The 19,000-nt window shown below is 64.6% G+C and carries 16 protein-coding genes; 5 read left to right on the top strand and 11 right to left on the bottom strand.

Translation table 11 applies throughout. The features are described from left to right. Window positions 1-14: 14 nt before the first annotated feature. The gene (locus ACEN2S_RS05740; RefSeq protein ID WP_441863552.1) at window positions 15-1,493 is read left to right on the top strand and encodes an AMP-binding protein; all 1,479 of its coding nucleotides are present in this window, start codon (window positions 15-17) and stop codon (window positions 1,491-1,493) included. A 265-nt stretch (window positions 1,494-1,758) separates the two neighbouring features. On the opposite strand, the gene ACEN2S_RS05735 is transcribed toward ACEN2S_RS05740, so the two are convergent. Then, on the bottom strand, window positions 1,759-2,304 hold the full coding sequence (locus tag ACEN2S_RS05735; protein ID WP_441863549.1) for a YaeQ family protein: 546 nt from the start codon (window positions 2,302-2,304) through the stop codon (window positions 1,759-1,761). A gap of 478 nt (window positions 2,305-2,782) precedes the next feature. Here ACEN2S_RS05735 and ACEN2S_RS05730 point away from each other — a divergent pair, with 478 nt between their 5' ends. Continuing rightward, window positions 2,783-4,183, top strand: a complete 1,401-nt coding sequence (locus tag ACEN2S_RS05730) for a hypothetical protein (protein ID WP_441863546.1) — start codon at window positions 2,783-2,785, stop codon at window positions 4,181-4,183. Between the two features lie 97 nt (window positions 4,184-4,280). On the opposite strand, the gene ACEN2S_RS05725 is transcribed toward ACEN2S_RS05730, so the two are convergent. Continuing rightward, a complete protein-coding gene (locus ACEN2S_RS05725; RefSeq protein WP_441863543.1) occupies window positions 4,281-5,237 on the bottom strand; it encodes an alpha/beta hydrolase family protein in 957 nt (318 codons plus the stop codon). A 37-nt stretch (window positions 5,238-5,274) separates the two neighbouring features. Next, a complete protein-coding gene (locus ACEN2S_RS05720; RefSeq protein ID WP_441863540.1) occupies window positions 5,275-5,463 on the bottom strand; it encodes a hypothetical protein in 189 nt (62 codons plus the stop codon). 97 nt (window positions 5,464-5,560) lie between these two features. Between ACEN2S_RS05720 and ACEN2S_RS05715 the strand changes: the two genes are divergently transcribed. Together ACEN2S_RS05715 and ACEN2S_RS05710 are read left to right on the top strand one after the other, a co-directional pair. Continuing rightward, on the top strand, window positions 5,561-6,469 hold the full coding sequence (locus ACEN2S_RS05715; protein WP_441863537.1) for an AraC family transcriptional regulator: 909 nt from the start codon (window positions 5,561-5,563) through the stop codon (window positions 6,467-6,469). A gap of 187 nt (window positions 6,470-6,656) precedes the next feature. Beyond that, a complete protein-coding gene (locus ACEN2S_RS05710; RefSeq protein ID WP_441863534.1) occupies window positions 6,657-7,742 on the top strand; it encodes a PLP-dependent cysteine synthase family protein in 1,086 nt (361 codons plus the stop codon). A 336-nt stretch (window positions 7,743-8,078) separates the two neighbouring features. On the opposite strand, the gene ACEN2S_RS05705 is transcribed toward ACEN2S_RS05710, so the two are convergent. The 8 genes from ACEN2S_RS05705 to deoC all read right to left on the bottom strand — a co-directional run bounded on the left by ACEN2S_RS05705 (window position 8,079) and on the right by deoC (window position 17,485). Then, on the bottom strand, window positions 8,079-8,501 hold the full coding sequence (locus ACEN2S_RS05705) for a hypothetical protein (RefSeq protein WP_441863532.1): 423 nt from the start codon (window positions 8,499-8,501) through the stop codon (window positions 8,079-8,081). A gap of 12 nt (window positions 8,502-8,513) precedes the next feature. Continuing rightward, on the bottom strand, window positions 8,514-9,602 hold the full coding sequence (locus tag ACEN2S_RS05700; RefSeq protein WP_441863529.1) for an ABC transporter ATP-binding protein: 1,089 nt from the start codon (window positions 9,600-9,602) through the stop codon (window positions 8,514-8,516). Between the two features lie 99 nt (window positions 9,603-9,701). Continuing rightward, window positions 9,702-11,159, bottom strand: a complete 1,458-nt coding sequence (locus ACEN2S_RS05695) for an ABC transporter substrate-binding protein (protein WP_441863527.1) — start codon at window positions 11,157-11,159, stop codon at window positions 9,702-9,704. 55 nt (window positions 11,160-11,214) lie between these two features. Then, window positions 11,215-12,243 (bottom strand): carbohydrate ABC transporter permease, encoded by a 1,029-nt coding sequence (locus ACEN2S_RS05690; RefSeq protein WP_441863525.1) that lies wholly within the window; start codon window positions 12,241-12,243, stop codon window positions 11,215-11,217. Then, entirely contained in the window at window positions 12,240-13,115 is an 876-nt protein-coding gene (locus ACEN2S_RS05685; protein WP_441863522.1) for a carbohydrate ABC transporter permease, read from the bottom strand. Before ACEN2S_RS05685 ends, ACEN2S_RS05690 begins: the two co-directional genes overlap by 4 nt. Continuing rightward, window positions 13,112-14,059, bottom strand: coding sequence for a ribokinase (locus ACEN2S_RS05680; RefSeq protein WP_441863519.1), 948 nt, complete (start codon window positions 14,057-14,059; stop codon window positions 13,112-13,114). Before ACEN2S_RS05680 ends, ACEN2S_RS05685 begins: the two co-directional genes overlap by 4 nt. A 51-nt stretch (window positions 14,060-14,110) precedes the next feature. Continuing rightward, complete coding sequence (locus tag ACEN2S_RS05675) at window positions 14,111-16,483, bottom strand: aldehyde dehydrogenase family protein (RefSeq protein WP_441863516.1); 2,373 nt, start codon at window positions 16,481-16,483, stop codon at window positions 14,111-14,113. Window positions 16,484-16,486: 3 nt separating this feature from the next. Continuing rightward, on the bottom strand, window positions 16,487-17,485 hold the full coding sequence (deoC, locus tag ACEN2S_RS05670; RefSeq protein ID WP_441863513.1) for a deoxyribose-phosphate aldolase: 999 nt from the start codon (window positions 17,483-17,485) through the stop codon (window positions 16,487-16,489). Window positions 17,486-17,627: 142 nt separating this feature from the next. Between deoC and ACEN2S_RS05665 the strand changes: the two genes are divergently transcribed. Further along, complete coding sequence (locus tag ACEN2S_RS05665) at window positions 17,628-18,362, top strand: DeoR family transcriptional regulator (RefSeq protein ID WP_441863510.1); 735 nt, start codon at window positions 17,628-17,630, stop codon at window positions 18,360-18,362. The last annotated feature ends 638 nt before the right edge of the window (window positions 18,363-19,000 follow it).

Raw genomic sequence — 19,000 nt, 5'->3', positions numbered from 1 at the left:
CTGAGGATAGACACATGAGCGACGCTGCCATCAGCTATGGGGCGCGGTTGCGCGCCATAGCGCAAATGCGGCCCTCGCAGGTGGCGGTGGTGTTTGTGCCGCAGGCCGGGCCCGCGCAGACCCTGACCTGGGCCGAGATGGATGGGCTTTGCAACCGCTATGCCCATACGCTTGTGGCCTTGGGCGTGCGGCGGGGCAGCATTGTGGGATTTGCCTTGGGCAATGGCCCCGCGCATCTGGTGCTGGCGCTGGCAATCTGGCGGCTGGGGGCCACGACACTGGTGATGGACCCCGCGCTTTCGCCACAACTGGCGGCGCAGATGAAAGCGCGCAGCGGCGCCGCGCTGATCATTGCCGAAGGGGCGGGCGTCGGCGATGTCACGCTGGCGGCCTTTGCGCAGCGGGCGGCCGGGCAGCCCGACACGCCTGTGCCTGACCAGATCTCGCTGCCCGGGAAGATCGTCCTGTCGGGCGGCTCTACCGGCTTGCCCAAGATGATGGCGGATGCACGCCCCTTTGTGCGGGTGCCGGGGCAAAGCTGGGGGCGGGTGGCGCCGCGCCTGGGGTTCCGTACCGATCAGGTGCAGCTTGTCTGCGCCGCGATGTCTCATAACGCGCCCTTCACCTGGGCACAGAACGGCCTGTTTGAGGGCAATCAGCTGGTGCTGATGGAGCGATTTGACGCGGGCCGTGCCTTGCAGGTGATTGCGCAACATCAGGTTGGATTTGTCATGCTGGTGCCGACGATGATGGTGCGGATGCTGGATGCACTGCCGGGCAGCGGGGTTTCCCTGAGCAGCTTGCACGCCCTCTACCACACCGGTGCGCCCTGCGCAGACTGGCTGAAGGCGGCATGGATTGCGCAGCTGGGCGCGGAGCGGGTCTTTGAAATGTATGGCTCTGGCGAGAATACCGGCCAGACGGTGATTTCGGGCACGGAATGGCTGACGCATCGCGGCTCGGTCGGCCGGGGTTTTGAAACCGACATCCGGATCTATGGGCCTGAGGGACGGGTGGCGGCCGGACAATCGGGCGAGATCTTCATGCGCCCCGATGATCTGGCGGGCCGAAGTGAATATCTGGGGTCTGATGCGCCGCAGCCTCTGCGCGACAGAGAGGGGTATCAGAGCATTGGCGACACCGGCTGGCTGGATGCCGAGGGTTACCTCTATCTCGGGGGGCGGCGCGACGATGTGATCAACACCGGGGGCGTGAAGATCCACCCCGAGGCCATTGAGGCGCGCCTGTTGCAGCACCCGGACATTCTGGATGCGGTGGCCTTTGGTGTCGAGGACCGGGAATGGGGGCAAAAGCTGGTGGCCTGTGTGGTGCTGCGGGCCGGGGTGCTGCCCGTCGCCGCGCCCTATATCGCCTTTTGCGCGCGGGACCTCGGGCCGGCGCAGACGCCCAAGGCCATCCTGTTCCGGGAGAGCCTGCCGCGCGACGGCTTTGGCAAGATCAAACGCAAGGCCCTGGCGGCGGCGCTCGGCTGAGCTGTGGCCGGGGGTGGCGCTGACCATGCGCCACATGTGCTTCGGCTTGGTCGGGGACGCGCCCCGAGGCCGGTGACGTTCGAGGCGGTCTGCCGCGCGGCGATCAGCTTTCACGCCTCAGGCGCGCCGCAGATCGCCGCCGCGCGGCTGGAAAGCTGCGCCGGGTCAACATCACAATTGCCGCCGGAAAGCCCGTCACCCGCGCGGGCGCCGTGCACAAAACCGGCAAAGATGCGCGGTCGCGGCGTGCTGACAGGTCCCGGTGCTAGGCCGCCGCTTTCCATTCGACGGGGGTCACATAGGTGATGCGATCATCAACACTGACCATCACCTCGCCGTCCTGAATATTGACCTGCAGCTTCATCGCGCGGCTGGCCAGTTTGGCCAATGCGTCGGTGTCCGCCTCGGAGAAACTGATCACCTGAAGGTTGTCAAACCGGGTTGTGCTGCTTTTGATCTTGTCCCACCACATTTCGGCCGTCCGGCCGCCATAGGGATAGACCACCACCTTGGCGGCTTTGTTGCACGATTGCCGCATCACCTTTTCGCTGGGAAGTCCCAGCGCCACCCAGACGTCCAGCTCTCCGCTCAGGCTCTTTTGCCAGATGTCCGGCTCGTCATCAGTGGACAGGCCCTTGGTCATTTCCAGATGCTCATGGGCATTCAGCGCAAAGGCGATCAGGCGCACCATCAGCCGTTCATCCGTCTCGGAGGGATGTTTGGCCACCGTCAGTTTATGGGTCTCGTAATAGTGACGATCCATGTCGGAAACGGAGAGTTCAACTTTGTAAATGGTGGCGTTCTGCGCCATGATCTGCCCCAAACCTGCAATGATCGTGATGCCTACCCCGTCTGCCCCGCTTTGGAAAGCGGATTGGGGCGGGCCGTTGTCAGGCTTGCGGCGATGGCCCGGTTTGCATGACATCTGACCCTTCCGCGAAAGGTGCGCCGCCGCTCTGCGCCAGCGGGATACTCTGATGCGTGGTTTCAGATTTTGCGGCAGAGCGTGGCGGCAAGGCGTCCCTGATCTGTCCCCGGTCAAGGCTGGGCGCAGGTGCGTGGTTCTGGTCCGGCAGCGCCAGAATGCGTCCCGGTTCGGTGCGCTTGCAGCTTGCCCCTACGCAGCTTTTCGCGTGCGGTTCCGCCGCACGGGGGCGGTTTTGACAGCCATAGCGCTTGCGCCGGAGGTGCCGGACGCCCGCCTTTGGCCTTAAAGTAAGGGTGGCGCAGCTGGGCAGGATTATGCACTATCAACGCGACCTGGGGCCATTTCTTGTGGATAGCAACATATGACGCGGATGCTGGCGGGGGTGAACGGCCTTGGGCTGATGTGCGTCACCGTTGGCATGATACTGGTGGAATGGGGGGCAGGTGCCGCGGTGTCCCGCGTTCTGCCTTACCTTACCCTTGCATTGCTGATCGTTCTAACCCCGCAAGTCCGGCGCGGGAGGCAATGTTTCGTCGTTGTCGGCGTCGCCCTGACCGTCGCCCTGGCATTTCAAACAGCCGACTGGGGGCGTTATGCGCTCGCCGGTTTGCAAAAGGCGGCGTTCATCGGGGCCTTTTTCTGCGCACTTGCGAGCCTGCGCAGCGTGGCGCAGCGCTCAACGGCAATACAGGAGGCTGGCCGGTTTCTGGCCCGGCAACCTCCGGGCCGCCGCTATCTGGCGCTGACATTCGGCGGTCAGATGTTCGCGCTTGTCCTCAATTACGGGGCCATCGCCCTGCTCGGCGGTCTGGCGAGGGCCAGCGCCGGAACGGAACAGAATGCGGAAATTCGGCAGCACCGCAGGCGGCGGATGCTCTTGGCCATACAGCGTGGGTTTGCCTCGACCCTGCCCTGGTCCCCCTTGTCGTTTGCAATCGCCATCACGACGGCATTGATCCCGGGCACGAGCTGGGCCACCGTGGCCCTTCCCGGCATGATAACTTCGGTCCTGATGGCAGGGACCGGCTGGGCGCTGGACACCATCTTCAAGCCCAAGCTTTCAGTCCCCGCGCCCTCACGGCAGCGCCCGGAGGGCAGCTGGCTCTTAATGTCGCCGCTGATCATCCTGTTGGGGGTCATCCTCGGCAGTGTCGCGGTGCTCTATCTGCTGACCGGCATCCATGTCGTGGGCCTGGTCATTCTGATCGTGCCGGTGGTGGCCGCGCTTTGGGCCATTCTGCAAGGGCGCCCGGATGTGTCTGGGACACCGGGCCTTCCCGGGATACGCAGTTGGCTGAAGGGCTATGTTTTCACCGAATTGCCGGAGGTGAAGGGCGAAGTCGTGCTGCTGATGATGGCGGGATATATCGGAACGCTCGGCGCCGCGCTTCTGGGGCCCGTTCTCGCAACTTTCGGGGTTGATCTGTCGCTCCTGCCCACGCCCGTCTTCCTTGTGCTCTGCGTTTGGCTCATTCCGCTGGCGGGCCAGATCGGCATGAACCCCATCCTGGCGGTAACGCTGATGGCGCCGCTTATTCCATCGGCTGAAACCCTCGGCGTCGCGCCGACGGCCATCGTGGTCGCCATTGCTGCCGGATGGGCCCTGTCCGGCGTGACCTCTCCCTTCACGGCGACAACGCTGCTTGTCGGATCCTTTGGCGAGGTTAGCGCGCGGCATGTCGGGGTGGTTTGGAACCGTGGGTATTTCCTGACAACGGCGGTCATTCTGTCGATCTGGGTGCTCTGCTACGCCCAGTTCTGAGCGCGCCTTGTTGACCTGCCACCCGGGCTTATCGGGGCGGTTCTCGCGCCGACGGGGCAGCGGGCTTCCGGCGGGCGCCAGGGCCCGCCTTCGCAGTTCAAGATTGCGCGGCAAGGGGGCGCAGGGCAATCTCGGCCAGGGTTGACGCGCGCTCCCTGAGGGCGGACTGGCAGTGCGTCCAGGCCGCGGGGTCGATGTCAAACCGGCTCCGCAACCAAGCCAGCGTCAGCCGACGGGTTGCTTCCAGCGCGTCCGGGTCTTCGGCTTCGGTTTCGCGCGCGTCCCATCCCGCGATCCCTCCCAAGCCATGGCCGACGCGGTTGATCGTCACCAGCGCATCGGCACCGGGTGCGTCGTGAAAGGCATCCGCGTGCCACTCGGGGCCACGGGGGGTGAAATGCGGATTGTCCTCCGCCCCGCAGACCACGAGGGTCGGCACGCGGATTCCGCTGAAGTCCACATCGAAAAACGGAAAGCGTTCGGCATTTTCGGGTGTCAGATCGGCACCGCCCCGGCCCGGCGTGGCCAGGAGAACACCGGCACGGATGCGCGGATCAGAGAAATCCTCGCCCTGCAGGCGCGCGCCCAGCAGCAGGCTGCAGGTGAAACCACCGAAGGAATGCCCGGCCACGGCGATCCGGCCATGCTCCAGCCGTCCGGCGACGGCGGGGGCCTGCCGTTCCACCTCGGCCAGCTGGTCGAGGATGGCGCGTATTTCGAGGACCCGCTCACGCCAGAAGAACGGCCCATTCGGCAGATCGGGGTCCAGCCCGCCGATCCGCGAGCTGGCCTGCGTTGGCTGAATGACCGCCAGCCCGCGTTCGGCCCAGAATTGCGCAAGCGGGGCGTAACCGTCCTTGGAGGGGATATACCGCGAGGGACCAAAGCCATGTGACAGGATCACGATGGGCAGGTTGGTGCCCGCCGCTGGGGCGGTCAGACGCAGCTCAAGCTCTTGGCGCCCCGGCATCGGCAGCCGGATCGGCGTATAGGCCACGGTGGTCTCGGGCGCGGGTGTCGGCAGCGCGCGGGCATGGTTGATCAGTCTGTTCATCTGGGCGTTTCCTGTTGGGTGGGGGCGAGGGCGAAGGTCACGCTGTCGCGACGCTCCCGGGGTTGGTCACATCGCGAGGCAGCGACTGCAGACGGTCAGAGGCGGGCCGCCCTGCGGCGGCGGGGCGGGGCATCGTGGTGATGACCTGCCATCCCTGATCGTGGAACGGCTCGGCGATGCCCTGGCCGAAACCGGAGGAACAGCCGGTGATGCGGGTTCGGGGCATTTCAGACCTCCTTGTCTCTCAAGACGCAGAGATAGACGGCAGGCGCTGGTCGTTCTATATGCATGGGTCCGCAATCTTTCATCGAACGTCCAGATTCATGCCCGACAGCGCTGCAGATGCCCTTTCCAGTGTCGTTACCCTGCTCAACCCCGCGGTCTCGATTTCCAAGATGGTCGAGGCCGGAGGCCCATGGCAGGTGGAGCGCCGCGACATGGCCAGCCCCTTTTACTGTGCGCTTGTCGAAGGGTGCTGCCAGCTTCAGATCACCGGGCGCGATCCCGTCACGCTGAAGGCGGGCGATTTCGTGCTGATCCCCCATGCGCAGGGTTTCACCATGTCGAGCGCCGTGCCGCCGCCGCCGCATGTGCCGCGGCTGCCGCTGGAAACCGGCCCCGGAAGGTTCCGGTTGGGGCCGTCCGGCGCGCCGGTGGATATCCGCGCGCTGGTCGGGCATTGCCGGTTTGACACGCCGGCGCGTGGCCTGCTGGTGTCGCTTTTGCCCGAGATGATCCATGTGTCGGGCCAGGACCGTCTGAGCGCTTTGGTCCCGGTGATCCATGAGGAAACCCGTGAAGCGCGGCCGGGACGCGAGATGGTTTTGCAGCGTCTGCTGGAGGTACTGTTGATTGAGGCCCTGCGCTCGGGTCCCGCGGCGGCTTTGCCGCCGGGGCTACTGCGCGGCCTTGCAGATCCGCAATTGGCCAGCGCCCTCCAGCGCATCCACGCGGGGGCGGGCAATGCCCTGTCCGTGACCGCATTGGCAAAGGCGGCGGGCATGTCGCGGTCGGGTTTCTTTGAACGCTTCCGCAAGCAGGTAGGCCGCGCGCCGATGGAATATGTGACCGACTGGCGCATGGCGCTTGCCAAGACCTTGCTGCGGCAGGGCGGGCTGACCAATACCGAGATCGCCCTGAGGGTGGGATATGGATCCGCCAGCGCCTTCGGAATGGCCTTTGCCCGACACGCGGGCCTCTCGCCGGGTGCCTTCGCCAGCGGGCAGGGATGACCGGGCCCCGGTGCCGATGTGTGCCGAAAACCACCGCCATGCGGACCCCTGTCCCGCAGGTTTTTGCGCTGCGGCGCGGGATCTGCGGATCTGCGGCAAGCGCGCCACCCCGGATGCCCCTATACTCGACAGCAATTGGGCAATGGCCATGTGCCGCGCGATTCGGCGACAAAGCAGGGAGACCACCATGACCGCCACCACGATCCGGACGACGCAGGGACGCGGACGCCTGTTCGAGTCCATCCTCGAAACGGTGGGCGACACGCCCGTCATTCGCATCAACAACCTCGCGCCCGAGGGTGTCCGCCTCTACGTCAAGGCCGAGTTTTTCAACCCGGCGGCATCGGTGAAAGATCGGCTGGCCTTGAACATCATCGAGGCGGCGGAGCGCGCGGGCACGCTGAAGCCGGGTCAGACGGTTGTCGAGGCAACCAGCGGCAACACCGGCATCGGTCTGGCGATGGTCTGTGCGCAAAAGGGCTATCCGCTGGTGGTGACAATGGCCGAAAGCTTTTCTGTCGAGCGGCGGCGGTTGATGCGGATGCTGGGGGCGAAAGTGGTGCTGACGCCCCGCGCAGAGAAGGGCACGGGCATGTACAACAAGGCGGTTGAACTGGCGCAAAAGCATGGTTGGTTCCTGGCGCGCCAGTTCGAGACGACCGCCAATGCCGACATCCACGAAGCGACCACGGCGCGCGAGATCATCAACGATTTCGCAGGTGGTCGGCTGGATTACGTGGTGACGGGGTTCGGCACGGGCGGCACGGTCACCGGGCTTTCCCGCGTGTTGCGCAAAGAGCGGCCGGAGACGAAAATCATCCTGAGCGAGCCCGCAAATGCGGCGATGATCGCCAGCGGTGTTCCCCAGCAGCGTGGCGCGGATGGCGCGCCTGCGGGCAGCCACCCGGCCTTCGCCCCCCATGCAATTCAGGGTTGGACACCTGATTTCATTCCGCTCGTGCTGCAGGAGGCGCTGGACAACGGCGGCTATGACGCCTTGATCCCGGTGGCGGCTGCGGATGGCATCGCCTGGGCCAGAAAGTTGGCCGCGCGCGAGGGTATCCTGACCGGCATTTCGGGCGGTTCCAGCTTCGCGGTGGCAATGCAGGTTGCCGCGCAGGCCGAGGCAGGCGCGGTTATCCTGGCCATGCTTCCCGATACCGGCGAGCGCTATCTGTCGACCCCGCTTTTCGCGGAGATACCCGAAGACATGGACGATGACGAACGCGCCCTGTCGGATTCCACGCCCGGGTACCGGATGCCCGCGGGTTGAGATCAGATCACCGCAGGGGGAAGGTCGTCACCCGATGCATGGGCGGGGAGCGGGCCTTTTGCGCCCCTCTGTCGGGCTGGTATGCGCTCACGGGATCCGGGACCACCACCGGCAATCGCGCCTTCCCTTCGTGGTTGCCGCGCGGATGCGCAAGGCCGCAGGCCCGGCCCGCGGGGCGGTCTTCTGACGATCACGGGCCTCGCTGCGCGCGCGGCGGCGGGAGGTTGGCCGTCATCTGCAGATGATACCGATCGGGCCGGTCCGGCGGCGCCGGGCGGCGAAGGTCGCCCTGCGGCCGCGTACAAAACCGCAGATCTGTCCCCGCGCCCCGGGGGCTCAGCCCTCGGCTTGCCGAAAGAACGAGGTTACCGTCGCACTGAAAGTGACGCGGTCAGGGCCGAGTTCGGCGGAGAGCGTGGCGCGGTCTTCGGCCGATACATCGCCATAGATCACCAGATCCGTCGGTGCCGCGAGGGTGCCCTCTTGCAATGCCGACACATGTTTGGCCACATGCGGGCTGTTCAGATGCGCCCGCAACTGCGGCAGGCCCTGAAAAACCTCCAGCCAGCGATAGGTCACGACACCCTTTGCCGTGCCAACCTGGCTCAGGGCATGGACCAGCATCCCCGGCTCGGCGTCGGCACAGATCGCGTCAATCACGATGCCCGCGGCTTCATAGTCTGCCTGACGGTCAAGGTGAACATATTCATAGGCTTCCAGGACAATAATGCCTGCGGTCCGGTGCGGTGATGCGGTCATCTGAAGGATCCTTTAGCGAATGGCGCGTTCATCAACCGCGCGAAAGAGGTGCAGTTTTTCCGTTTCAAACGTCAGGGGGATCATGTCGCCCGGCGCGGGGCGCACCGAGGAATGAACCTGTGCCGTGAACTTCTCGCCCTCAATTTCGCCGATGACGAGGGTGTGCGGGCCGAGCGGTTCCGTCTCGATCACGCGCAGGGACATATGCGCGGCGGCGTCTTGCGCCAGCGCCGTGTGCTCGGGGCGGATGCCCAGTTCAAAAGCCTCGCCCACATAGTCGGCAAGGATTGCCGCACGGTCTTGCGGCAGGGTGATGCGCTGCCCTTCCCGGCTCTCGAAGGCGGCACTGCCGTTGGCCAGAACGATCTTGCCCTGAATGAAATTCATGCTCGGCGCGCCAATGAATCCCGCCACAAAGCGGTTCACCGGCCGCTCATAGAGTGTGATCGGATCGGCCGCCTGCTCGATGCGCCCGGCGCGCATCACCACCACGCGGTCGGCCATGGTCATCGCCTCGACCTGATCGTGGGTCACATAGACCATGGTGGTCTTCAGGCGGCGGTGGAGTTGCTTGATCTCGACCCGCATGTCGACCCGCAGTTTCGCATCCAGATTGGAGAGCGGCTCATCGAACAGGAAAACATCGGGGTCGCGGACGATGGCGCGCCCGATGGCCACACGCTGGCGCTGTCCGCCCGACAGTGCGGCCGGTTTGCGATCAAGATAATCGGTCAGGTTCAGGATCTGTGCCGCGCGCCCGACGGCTTCCTTCGCGGTTGCCTTGTCCACGCCGCGCACCTTCATGCCATAGCCGATGTTTTCACGGACCGTCATATGCGGGTAAAGCGCATAGCTTTGGAACACCATCGCGCAGTTGCGCAGGCCGGGGCGCAGGTCGGTAACGTCCTTGTCGCCGATGAACAACTGGCCGCCCGAGCTGGTCTCCAGCCCCGCGATCATCCGCAACGTCGTGGATTTGCCGCAGCCCGACGGCCCGACCAGCACGACAAATTCACCATCCGCAATCTGCAGATCGATCGAAGGGATCACCTCGACCTCTCCATAAGCCTTGCGGATTCCCTTGAGATTAATGCCAGCCATATGTGCCCCGCGTCGTCTTTGCTTCTGAATGGCGAGGGCAGCAGCGCCCCCGCGGTGACAGGGCCGTTTTGCACGGCCCTGTCCTTGGTCATTGCGCCCTCACTTGGCGGGCAGACCCATGGCGTTGCGATAGGCGGCAAGCTGGCTGTCCCGGCCGAGCGAATCCGTCAGCTCGTTCCAGTCGGCGGCAACCTTATCCAGCGCTTCTTGCGGTGTGACCTCGCCCGCCAGCGCGCGCGACAGTTCGATCTCGAGGATCTCGGTGTAGGAGAAATAGGCGGGCAGACGCATGTCGAGCACCACGTTCTTGGCCGTGATCGCGGATTTCTGTGCGCCCAGATATTCCTGCGCCTCGCGGTCCGAGAAGATCGTGGACCAGCGGTCCATGTTCGTGGTGTGCGAGATGCGGTAGGGGTTCACCCCGGTGCCCCCGGTCACGGTGGCCTCCCCCGACACTTCGGGGCTGGTCAGGTAGGAAATGAAATCCCAGGCCGCCTCTTGCTTGGTCGAGGATTGCGGCACCGCCGCTTGCCAGCCCCCAAAGGCCATGAAGGAGGTTTCGAGCGGCGCGTCGAACTTGTCCCAGGTTTTGGTCTTGTAGTTGTAGACCTCATCCGAGCTGGGCAGCACGGCCGAGCCCACCTTGCCCGCGACCACGGATTGCTTGGGATCTGCCGCGATCACGCCGGTATCGCCCCAGCCGATCGATTCCGCCACCTGCCCGCCGGCAAAGGCCGCATTGACCTCGCCGAACGAGAAGTTCAGGGCCGAGGGCGGTGCCAGTTTCGAGGCGCGGATATATTCCTCCAGCCCGCGCACCCAGGCCGGGTTGTTGACCTGTGCATCCATCGTGTCGGGGTCAAAGAACATCGAGCCCGGATTGTCCGGATGTGCCGCATAGGCTGCCACATGGCTGAACAAGAACCAGAATTGCTGGCCCCCCCGGCGGAAGGCCTCGGCGGTGCCATAAACGCCCTTGCCCTGGTTCTGGAAGAATTCCGCGATGTCGAGATATTGCGTCCAGGTCTTCGGGACGGCCAGATCATAGCCGTATTTTTCCTTGAAGGCGGCCTTGTTGTCGGCATCCTCGAACAGGTCGATGCGGTAGCTGTAGGTGTGCACGTCGCCGTCCATCGTTTGCGACAGCACCTTGCCATCCCAGACCATCAGCGCATTGCGGTAGACCGGCGCGATATCGTCCCAGGCGCTGCCTTCGCGCATCGCGGCGGGCATTTCGGTCAGATAGGGGGTCAGGTCCGGCGCCCAGGCCGGGGCAAAGGCGATGACGTCAAAGGAATCGTCGCCGCTGGTCAGCGTGGTGACCAGTTTGGGGTAAAGCTCGGACCACGGGAATTCGACAACCTTGACGGTGCCGCAGGTTTTCTCGGCCCAGCCCTTCGCCGCCAGCGCCAGCGCTGAGGCGATATAGGGGCCCGTCTGGGTGGTCGCGGTGATCTCGACCCCGGTGTAATCGGGCGAGCATTGTGCCAGCGCGCCCTGTGCGGCGCCCAGAGACAGCATCGCCGTGCCGATCAGCAGCATTGACGTTCTTTTCATTGGTCTTCCTCCCTGAAGAAATCTCAGCTCCACTCTGAGATTATTGGTGACGTGGTTATTTCACCGCCCCCGCCAGCAGCCCCGAGCGCATCAGCCGCCCCAGAAGCCCGGCGATGATGATCATCGGAATGATGGCGACGAGCGCGGCGGCCGAAATCGCCCACCATTCATCGCCGCGCTGGCTGTTCTGCCCCGCGATCAGAATGGGCAGCGTCTGCCATTTGCTGTTGGTCAGGAACAGCGCGAACAAGAACTCGTTCCAGGTGAACGCGAGGATGATCACGAAGGTGGCGATCAGCCCCGGCCGCGCCATCGGCAGCACGATGCCGAAAAAGATTCGCCATTGCGGCACATTGTCCACCAGCGCCGCCTCTTCGACATCGGCGGGCAGGCCCATGATGAAATCCCGCATCAGCCAGATCACGATGGGCAGCGAAAAGGCGATATAGGCCAGACACATGCCGGTATAGGTGTCGTTCAGCTTGAACCCGAGTTTGCCGATCTCGGAATAGAGCAGATAGAGGGCGAAGGCGACGACGATGGGCGGGAACAGCCGCTGGCTGACGAACCAGAAGACGATATCCTCATTGCCCAGCACCTTGCCCGGCAGCTTGTAGCGGTTGACGATGACCGAGACCGCAAGCGCCACCGCAAAGGCCAGGATCGAGGCCACGGCAGGCCCGGTGTGCATCCCGAACCGCAGGCCGAGAAAACCGCCCATGGCGATGGCAAAGAAGATCACGCCCGACATCATGCGCACGCGGAATTCAAACCGCACCAGCGCATAGGCCGCCATCGTGCCGATCAGCGTGGCCAGCACCGAGGAGGACAGGGCGATGATCGCCGAGGACCAGAAGGTCGAGAAGAACTCGCCCCGGATCCCGCTCAGAAGATCGCGCCAGGCATTCAGCGTCGGCATGAAGTCCACGAAGGGCAGATAGGTCGGCCCGCTGACCACATCGCGCGGCGATTTGAACGAGGTGATCGCCACCCAATAGATCGGGAAAATCGTGAGAACGAACCAGAGCAGACATCCGGCGAAGGCGATCATGCGGCCACGGCCGCGCAGGCTGCGCACGCTCATTTGTACTTCTCCAGATAGGGCTTGAGCAGTGCCAGATAGATCATGCTCAGGATCATCACGACGATCAGGAACAGGAAGGACAGCGCCGAAGTGTAGCCCAGATTGAACTTCTTGAACCCCTCCTGATAGGCAAAGAGCGTGAGTGTTTCCGTGGCGATGCCGGGACCGCCGCCGGTCATTACGAAAACGGTGTCGATGATCTTGAAGCTTTCCACGATGCGAATGAAGACCACCGCCACCGAGATGGGCAGCATCATCGGAAAGGTGATGCTCCAGAACTGTTGCCAGCCGCTCGCCTGCTCCAGTTCGGCGGCTTCATAGACATCGTCGGGCAGCCCCTGCAGGCCCGCAAGCAACAGCAGGATCACGAAGGGTGTCCATTGCCAGACCTCAACCGCGATGAGCGATCCCAGCGCCCATTTGGCATCGGTGAGGAAGGGCAGGTTGGAAAAACCAAACAGGCTGGTCAGCTGGTTCAGCGGACCAAGAGAGGGGTTCAGGATCTGCCGCGCCACAAGGGCAACGGCCACCGGCGCCACCAGCATGGGGATCAGAAAGCTTGCGCGGAAAAACTCAACGCCCTTCACGCGCCGGGCCAGCGCCACGGCGATGGCAAAGCCGATCACATATTGCAGCGCCACCGAGGTCAGAGCGATCAGCGCCGTGGTGCGGACCGTGTGCCAGAAGCGCGGGTTTGACAAAAGATCAACATAGTTGGCCACGCCCACGAAGCGCTGCGGTGAGGGCGGCACCAGCCGATAGCTGGTAAAGCTGTTGGCCAGCGAGAAAATCAACGGAAAGATGGCGATGGCCAGCACGATCAAGAAAGCAGGCCAGATGAAGAAGTATTTTACCGGATCATCGCGCCTCATGCGTCAGCCTCCTGAAAGGCCTGATTGAACAGCGCGAGGGCCTCGGCGCGGCTGGGCATCGCGGGGGCGGTGCCGCGGCGCGTCACGGCGATGCCCGCGGTGGCGCAGCCGAACTGCACGGCGGCAATCACGTCGCGCCCTTCGGCCAGCGCGGCGGTAAAGCCGCCGATGAACGCGTCGCCCGCACCGGCGGTGTCGATCACCTCGCCGCCCGCCACGGCGGGCACCCGCTGGCTGATGCCGCGCCCATGCACATAGACGCCCCGGCCGCCCAGCGTGATCAGCGCAGTGCCGACCCCTTTGGCCACCAGAATTTCTGCCGCCCGGCGCGCCTCCTCATCGGTGGTGATCTCAAAACCGACCAGCGCGGCGGCTTCGGTTTCGTTCGGCACGATGAAATCGCACAGGGGATAGACCGCCGGATCAAACGGATTGGCGGGGGCCGGGTTGAATACCGTCACCACACCGGCCTCGCGCGCAATCTGCAGCCCGCGCAGCGCCGCATCCGCCGGTTGCTCAAGCTGCGTCACAAAGAGGCCCGCGCGCCGGATCACCTCTTGCTGACGCTCGACATCGGCAGCCGTGATCGTGCCCGCAGCGCCGGGATAGACGATGATCGCATTCTCGCCGGTCCGTTCATTCACGAAGATGAAGGCGGCGCCCGAGGGCATGTCCTCCATCACGTCAACCTGCGCGGTGACCCCGGCTTCGGCGTAGATCTTCAACGCCATGTCACCAAAGGCATCCTTGCCGATCTTGGAGATGAAATCCACGCCCGCCCCGGCGCGGGCCGCGGCCACCGCCTGGTTCGACCCCTTGCCCCCCGGTCCGAGCGAAAAGCCCGACCCCGAAATCGTCTCGCCATTCGCGGGCATCCGTGCCGCCGTATAGGCGGTGTCGGCCACATAAATGCCGAGGATCGCGATTTTGCTTCTGCCGTCCATTCTGCCCTCCCCAGGTCATCATGCGCGCTATCGTCTTGGGTGACCGGCGCCCTACTCGCCGTAGGGCACCCAGATGTTTTTGACCTCGGTTGCGCGGCGCAGGAAAATCTCGCCCTCCGCGGCTTTGGGGTCGAACCAGTCGATCCGGCGGCCGTAATCCACGAAGGTCCGTTTCAGGTTGCTGGCGGAATGCGCCTCGACCGATTGCGACAGCTCCGCCGAGCCAAAGGCCCAGACCGCATTCACCGCCTTGTGGCGCGCCAGCACCACCGACAGCTCGGCGGCATTGCCGGTGACGATGTTCACCACGCCGCCCGGCAGATCCGAGGTTTCCAGCACGCTGTAGAAATCCGTGGCGGCCAGCGGATGCGGCTCGGACGGGACCGCCACCACGCGGTTGCCGGTGGCAATCAGCGGCGCGATGGCGCTGACCAGCCCCAAAAGCGGCGCCTCGGGCGGGCAGATCGCACCCACGACGCCCAAAGGTTCGGGGAGCGCCAGCACCGCACCGCGCATCGGCGGCAGGTGAACGGCCCCCTCATGCTTGTCGGCCCAGGCCCCATAGGTGAACAGGCGCGACAGGCTCGCCTCGACCTCGGCCTTGGCGCGGGCGGCCGAGACGCCAGTCATGTCGCGCAGACGCTCGGCAAATTCCGCCGCACGGCCCGAGAGGTTCTCGGCGATGTAGTACAGGATCTGCGCGCGATTATGCGCCGATTTGCGCCCCCAGGAGGCCACCGCCAGCGCTGCCTCAACCGCGTTGCGGATGTCCTTGCGGTTGCCAAGGCCGACCTCGCCCAGAATGCTGCCATCGGGCGCCAGAACCGGCTCGGCGTAATTGCCATCGGGCCGGGCCTGCTTGCCGCCGATGAAAAGCTTGGCCGTGCGGTCGATCAGCGTCGGGCGCGCCGCGCCGGGCGTCGGGCGCTCTACCGCCGTGCGCACCGGGTTTGCGGCCCAGGCCGCGGGTTTGAGGTAGTCAAAGCAGCCCTCACGACCGCCTTCGCGGCCAAAGCCGCTTTCCTTGCGGCCGCCAAAGCCCACGGCCGCGTCCAGGAGGTTGGTGGCATTGACCCAGACCACCCCGGCATCGACCGCCGCCGCCACTTCCAGTGCCAGATTGACGGATTCACTCCAGATGCTGGCCGAAAGACCATAGCGGCTGTGGTTGGCCAGTTCGATCGCCTCATCCACGGTGCGGAAGGTGCTCGAGACCGCGACCGGTCCAAAGATTTCCTCAAAGGCGGCGCGGGCGGTTTGCGGCACGTTGCACAGCAAGGTGGGCGGGTAGAACGTCCCGCCCTCAGGCACCGTCATCGGCGCCTGATGCAGGCTGGCCCCGGCGGCCACGCTTTCATCCACCATGCTGCGGATGCGGGCCAGTTGCGCGGCATCAATCACCGCCGCCATGTCGATCGTTTTGTCCAGCGAGCCGCCGAGCCGCAGCTTGCCCATCCGGGCAATCAGCTTTTCATGAAAGCGGGGCGCGATACCTTCTTGCACCAGAAGGCGCGACCCGGCGCAGCAAACTTGCCCCTGATTGAACCAGATCGCATCCACGACCCCCTCAACCGCCGCATCCAGATCGGCATCCTCGAAGACGATGAAGGGCGATTTGCCGCCCAGTTCGAGCGTCAGTGATTTGCCCGTGCCTGCGGTTTTTTCGCGGATCAGCCGCCCCACCTCGGTCGAGCCGGTGAAGGCGATCTTGTCAATGCCCGGATGCGCCGTCATCAGCGCGCCGGTGCTGCCGTCGCCGGTGATGATGTTGATGACACCGGCGGGAATCCCGGCGCTCTGGCTCAGCTCGGCAAAGAGGAGCGCGGTCAGCGGCGTGGCTTCGGCCGGTTTCAGCACCACGGCATTGCCCATGGCCAAAGCCGGGGCGATTTTCCACGCCAGCATCAGGAAGGGGAAGTTCCAGGGGATGATCTGGCCCACCACACCCAGCGGGCGATGATCGGGGAACTGGCTCTCGGCCAGCTGCGCCCAGCCCGCATGGTGATAGAAATGACGGGCGGCCAGTGGCACATCAATGTCCCGGGTCTCGCGGATCGGCTTGCCGTTGTCCAGGGCCTCGATCACGGCGATCAGCCGCGCATTGCGCTGGATCACCCGCGCCAGCGCATAGAGCTTCAGTGCCCGCTCATGCCCGGCCAGCGCCGCCCAGGCCTTTTGGCCTTTGCGCGCGGCTTTGACGGCGGCATCCACCTCGTCCTTGCCCGCCAGCGAGATTTGCGCCAGCACCTTGCCGGTGGCAGGTTCCGATGTGGTGAAGCTGCCAGCCTCGACCGGGGCGGTGAACTGCCCCTCGATGAAATGCCCGAAGGCCGCGCCGCGACCCGCAAGCCAGGCGCGGGCCGCGCGGTCATCTTCAGAGTTGGACAGGTAATCCATCGTATCAAAAAATCTTTCAACGGTCATGGCTTATCCGATCGGATGGCGATTGAAGGCGCTGTAGGCACCCTCGACATGGTGTTCGAGCTGGCGTTCGATATCGGCCAGCAGCGACGAGGCGCCGACGCGGAACAGATCCGGCGTCAGCCAGTCATTCCCCAGTTCCTCTTTCATCAGCGCAAGGTAGTTCAGCACATCCTTGGCCTTGCTGACCCCGCCCGCCGGCTTGTAGCCGATGCGGTAGCCGGTCAGGTCGTGGTAATCGCGGATCGCGCGCAGCATGACGAGGGAGACCGGAAGCGTGGCGTTCACCCCCTCTTTGCCGGTCGATGTCTTGATGAAATCGGCGCCTGCCATCATGCAGATCATGCTGGCGCGGGCGACATTGCGCAGGGTTTTCAGATCGCCCGTGGCCAGAATGGCTTTGACATGGGCATCGCCGCAGGCGGCGCGGAAATCGCGCATCTCGTCATACAGCGCCTGCCAGTTGCCGGTCAGCACATGCTCGCGGGTGATGACGATGTCGATTTCCTGCGCGCCATCCGCGACCGAAGCCGCGATCTCGGCCAGCTTGGTGCTGTGCGGCGAGAGCCCCGCCGGAAAGCCGGTCGACACCGCTGCGACCGGGATGCCGGTCCCCTGCAGCGCGTCAACGGCAGCGGCGACAAAGCGGTGGTACACGCAGACCGCGCCGGTGTGGATCTGCCGTGCGCCCATGCCGAGTGCGTCCAGAATCTCCGGGCGGACCGGCTGGGCGGCTTTCGCACAGAGACGGCGCACCCGGGCCTCGGTATCGTCGCCGTTCAGCGTGGTCAGGTCGATGCAGGTGACAGCTTTGAGCAGCCAGGCGGCCTGCGCCGCGCCTTTCACCGCGCGGCGTCCCGGCAGGGCGTCGATGCGGCGCTCAACGGCAGAGCGGTTGACGCGGATTGCCTCCACCAAAGACAGGTCCAGCGGAATGCCCGCATTGCGCGAAAGGGCCTGATGCCCGGCCGTGCGGCCTTCGGCGCCAGCTACCAACTGCTCCATCATTTTTCCTCCCTCGGGCTTGCGAGATGTTTGTCGCGCCGCCAACTTGTGCTAACAATCACATGCATTGTCGCATTGTCAACAGTATTTGTGATCATTCAAACATTGATCGCGCCAGCGTGCAGAGAACGGAGCAGGCCTGATGAGTCCCAGAAAAGAGACGCGACTGAAGCGGCTCACGGTCGCAGTGGCCGAGAGCAAGACATTGCATGTGCGCGATGCCGCCGAGATTCTGGACGTTTCCGAGATGACGGTGCGGCGGGATGTGCGGGAAAACCCTGATTTATTTGAATTTATTGGCGGTCATATCATGCTGCCCGGCAGCGGGATGCAGCGCGCGCCTTATGAGCTCTCGCTGGCCAATGAGGTGAATCCGGCGGCGAAACAGGCCGCTTGCAGCTATTGCATCGACCTGATCCGACCCAAGGATGTCATCTTCATCGATTGCGGCACCACGCTGGCGCATCTGGTCAGTGCGCTCTCTCCTGATATGGAAGTAACAATTATATGTTACGCTTTTAACATTGCTGATCTGGTGATCCGCAAGCCAAAGGCGCATCTGATCCTGTTGGGGGGCGTCTATCATCCGACAACGGCGTCGTTTTATCCGCTGCAGCAAGAACCGCTCTTGCCCAATCTTGCCATCAACACGGCGTTCTTTTCGGCGGCAGGTCTGGATCTGCGGTTGGGCGCAACCTGCACCACCATGCACGAGGCGGCGCTGAAACGTGCGGCCATGGCGCGGGCGCAGCGCAGCTATCTTGTGATCGACAGCAGCAAATTGGGCCAGGTCAAGGCCGCCTGCTTTGCGCAGGCGGCTGATTTTGAAAAGATCATCACGGAAGAGGGGCCTCTCAAGCTGCCGCAGGACGGTTGAACGCCAAGGCGCGCGCGGGCCGGGGCCGGGTTGTCGTTGCCCGGATTGCCGGGGTGGCGCGGGGACGCTCCCCGGGGGCACTGTCGCCTTTTGACCTCGGGGAGGGGTGAGGCTCCATGATCCCTGGGGCCGCGCGGGCAGATCGAAAGTCTGCGGTCGCGTTGATCTGCCCCGCCTGCGCCCTTCCGGGGATCGGTGCGATTTCGGGGCTTTGGGTAAGGTGTCTGGTCCTCGCTGCCTGAACCCCGCTGCGGACCGCCGCGCCGCTCTGCGGCAGATATGCCCCGCGGATGACGCTCTCCGGCCCCGGCGCGGGTTTGATTGGTTTTGTCCCGCCGCGCGCAGCGCTTTGCGCAACCGCGCGATCCCGTGGAGCGGCCCACGCATCACGCCGTGGCCTCCGTTCCCAGATGCCACCGCGACAGCATTGCGGGCGGCCGCACGCACCCCGCGCGCCGCGCCGGGAGCGGCCGCCGCCCCCTTGATGCCACATCAGCAGCGCACCGTCGCCACCGGGTGGGCGCGACAACAAACCGGCATCGCCGTCGCATCTTTGACCGCCGTTGTCGGTTTCCAGCATGCGCGGCCGCGCATATTCCTGTCGAAGTCACCTCAAGGGATCGCCGCTGTCAGCGCTG

It is taken from the genome of Phaeovulum sp. W22_SRMD_FR3 (assembly GCF_052113705.1).
In the GTDB taxonomy this organism is placed as follows: domain Bacteria; phylum Pseudomonadota; class Alphaproteobacteria; order Rhodobacterales; family Rhodobacteraceae; genus JBGQOG01.
Note: the sequence above shows the minus strand (reverse complement) of the source record. Positions and strands in the feature narration are given on the sequence as shown.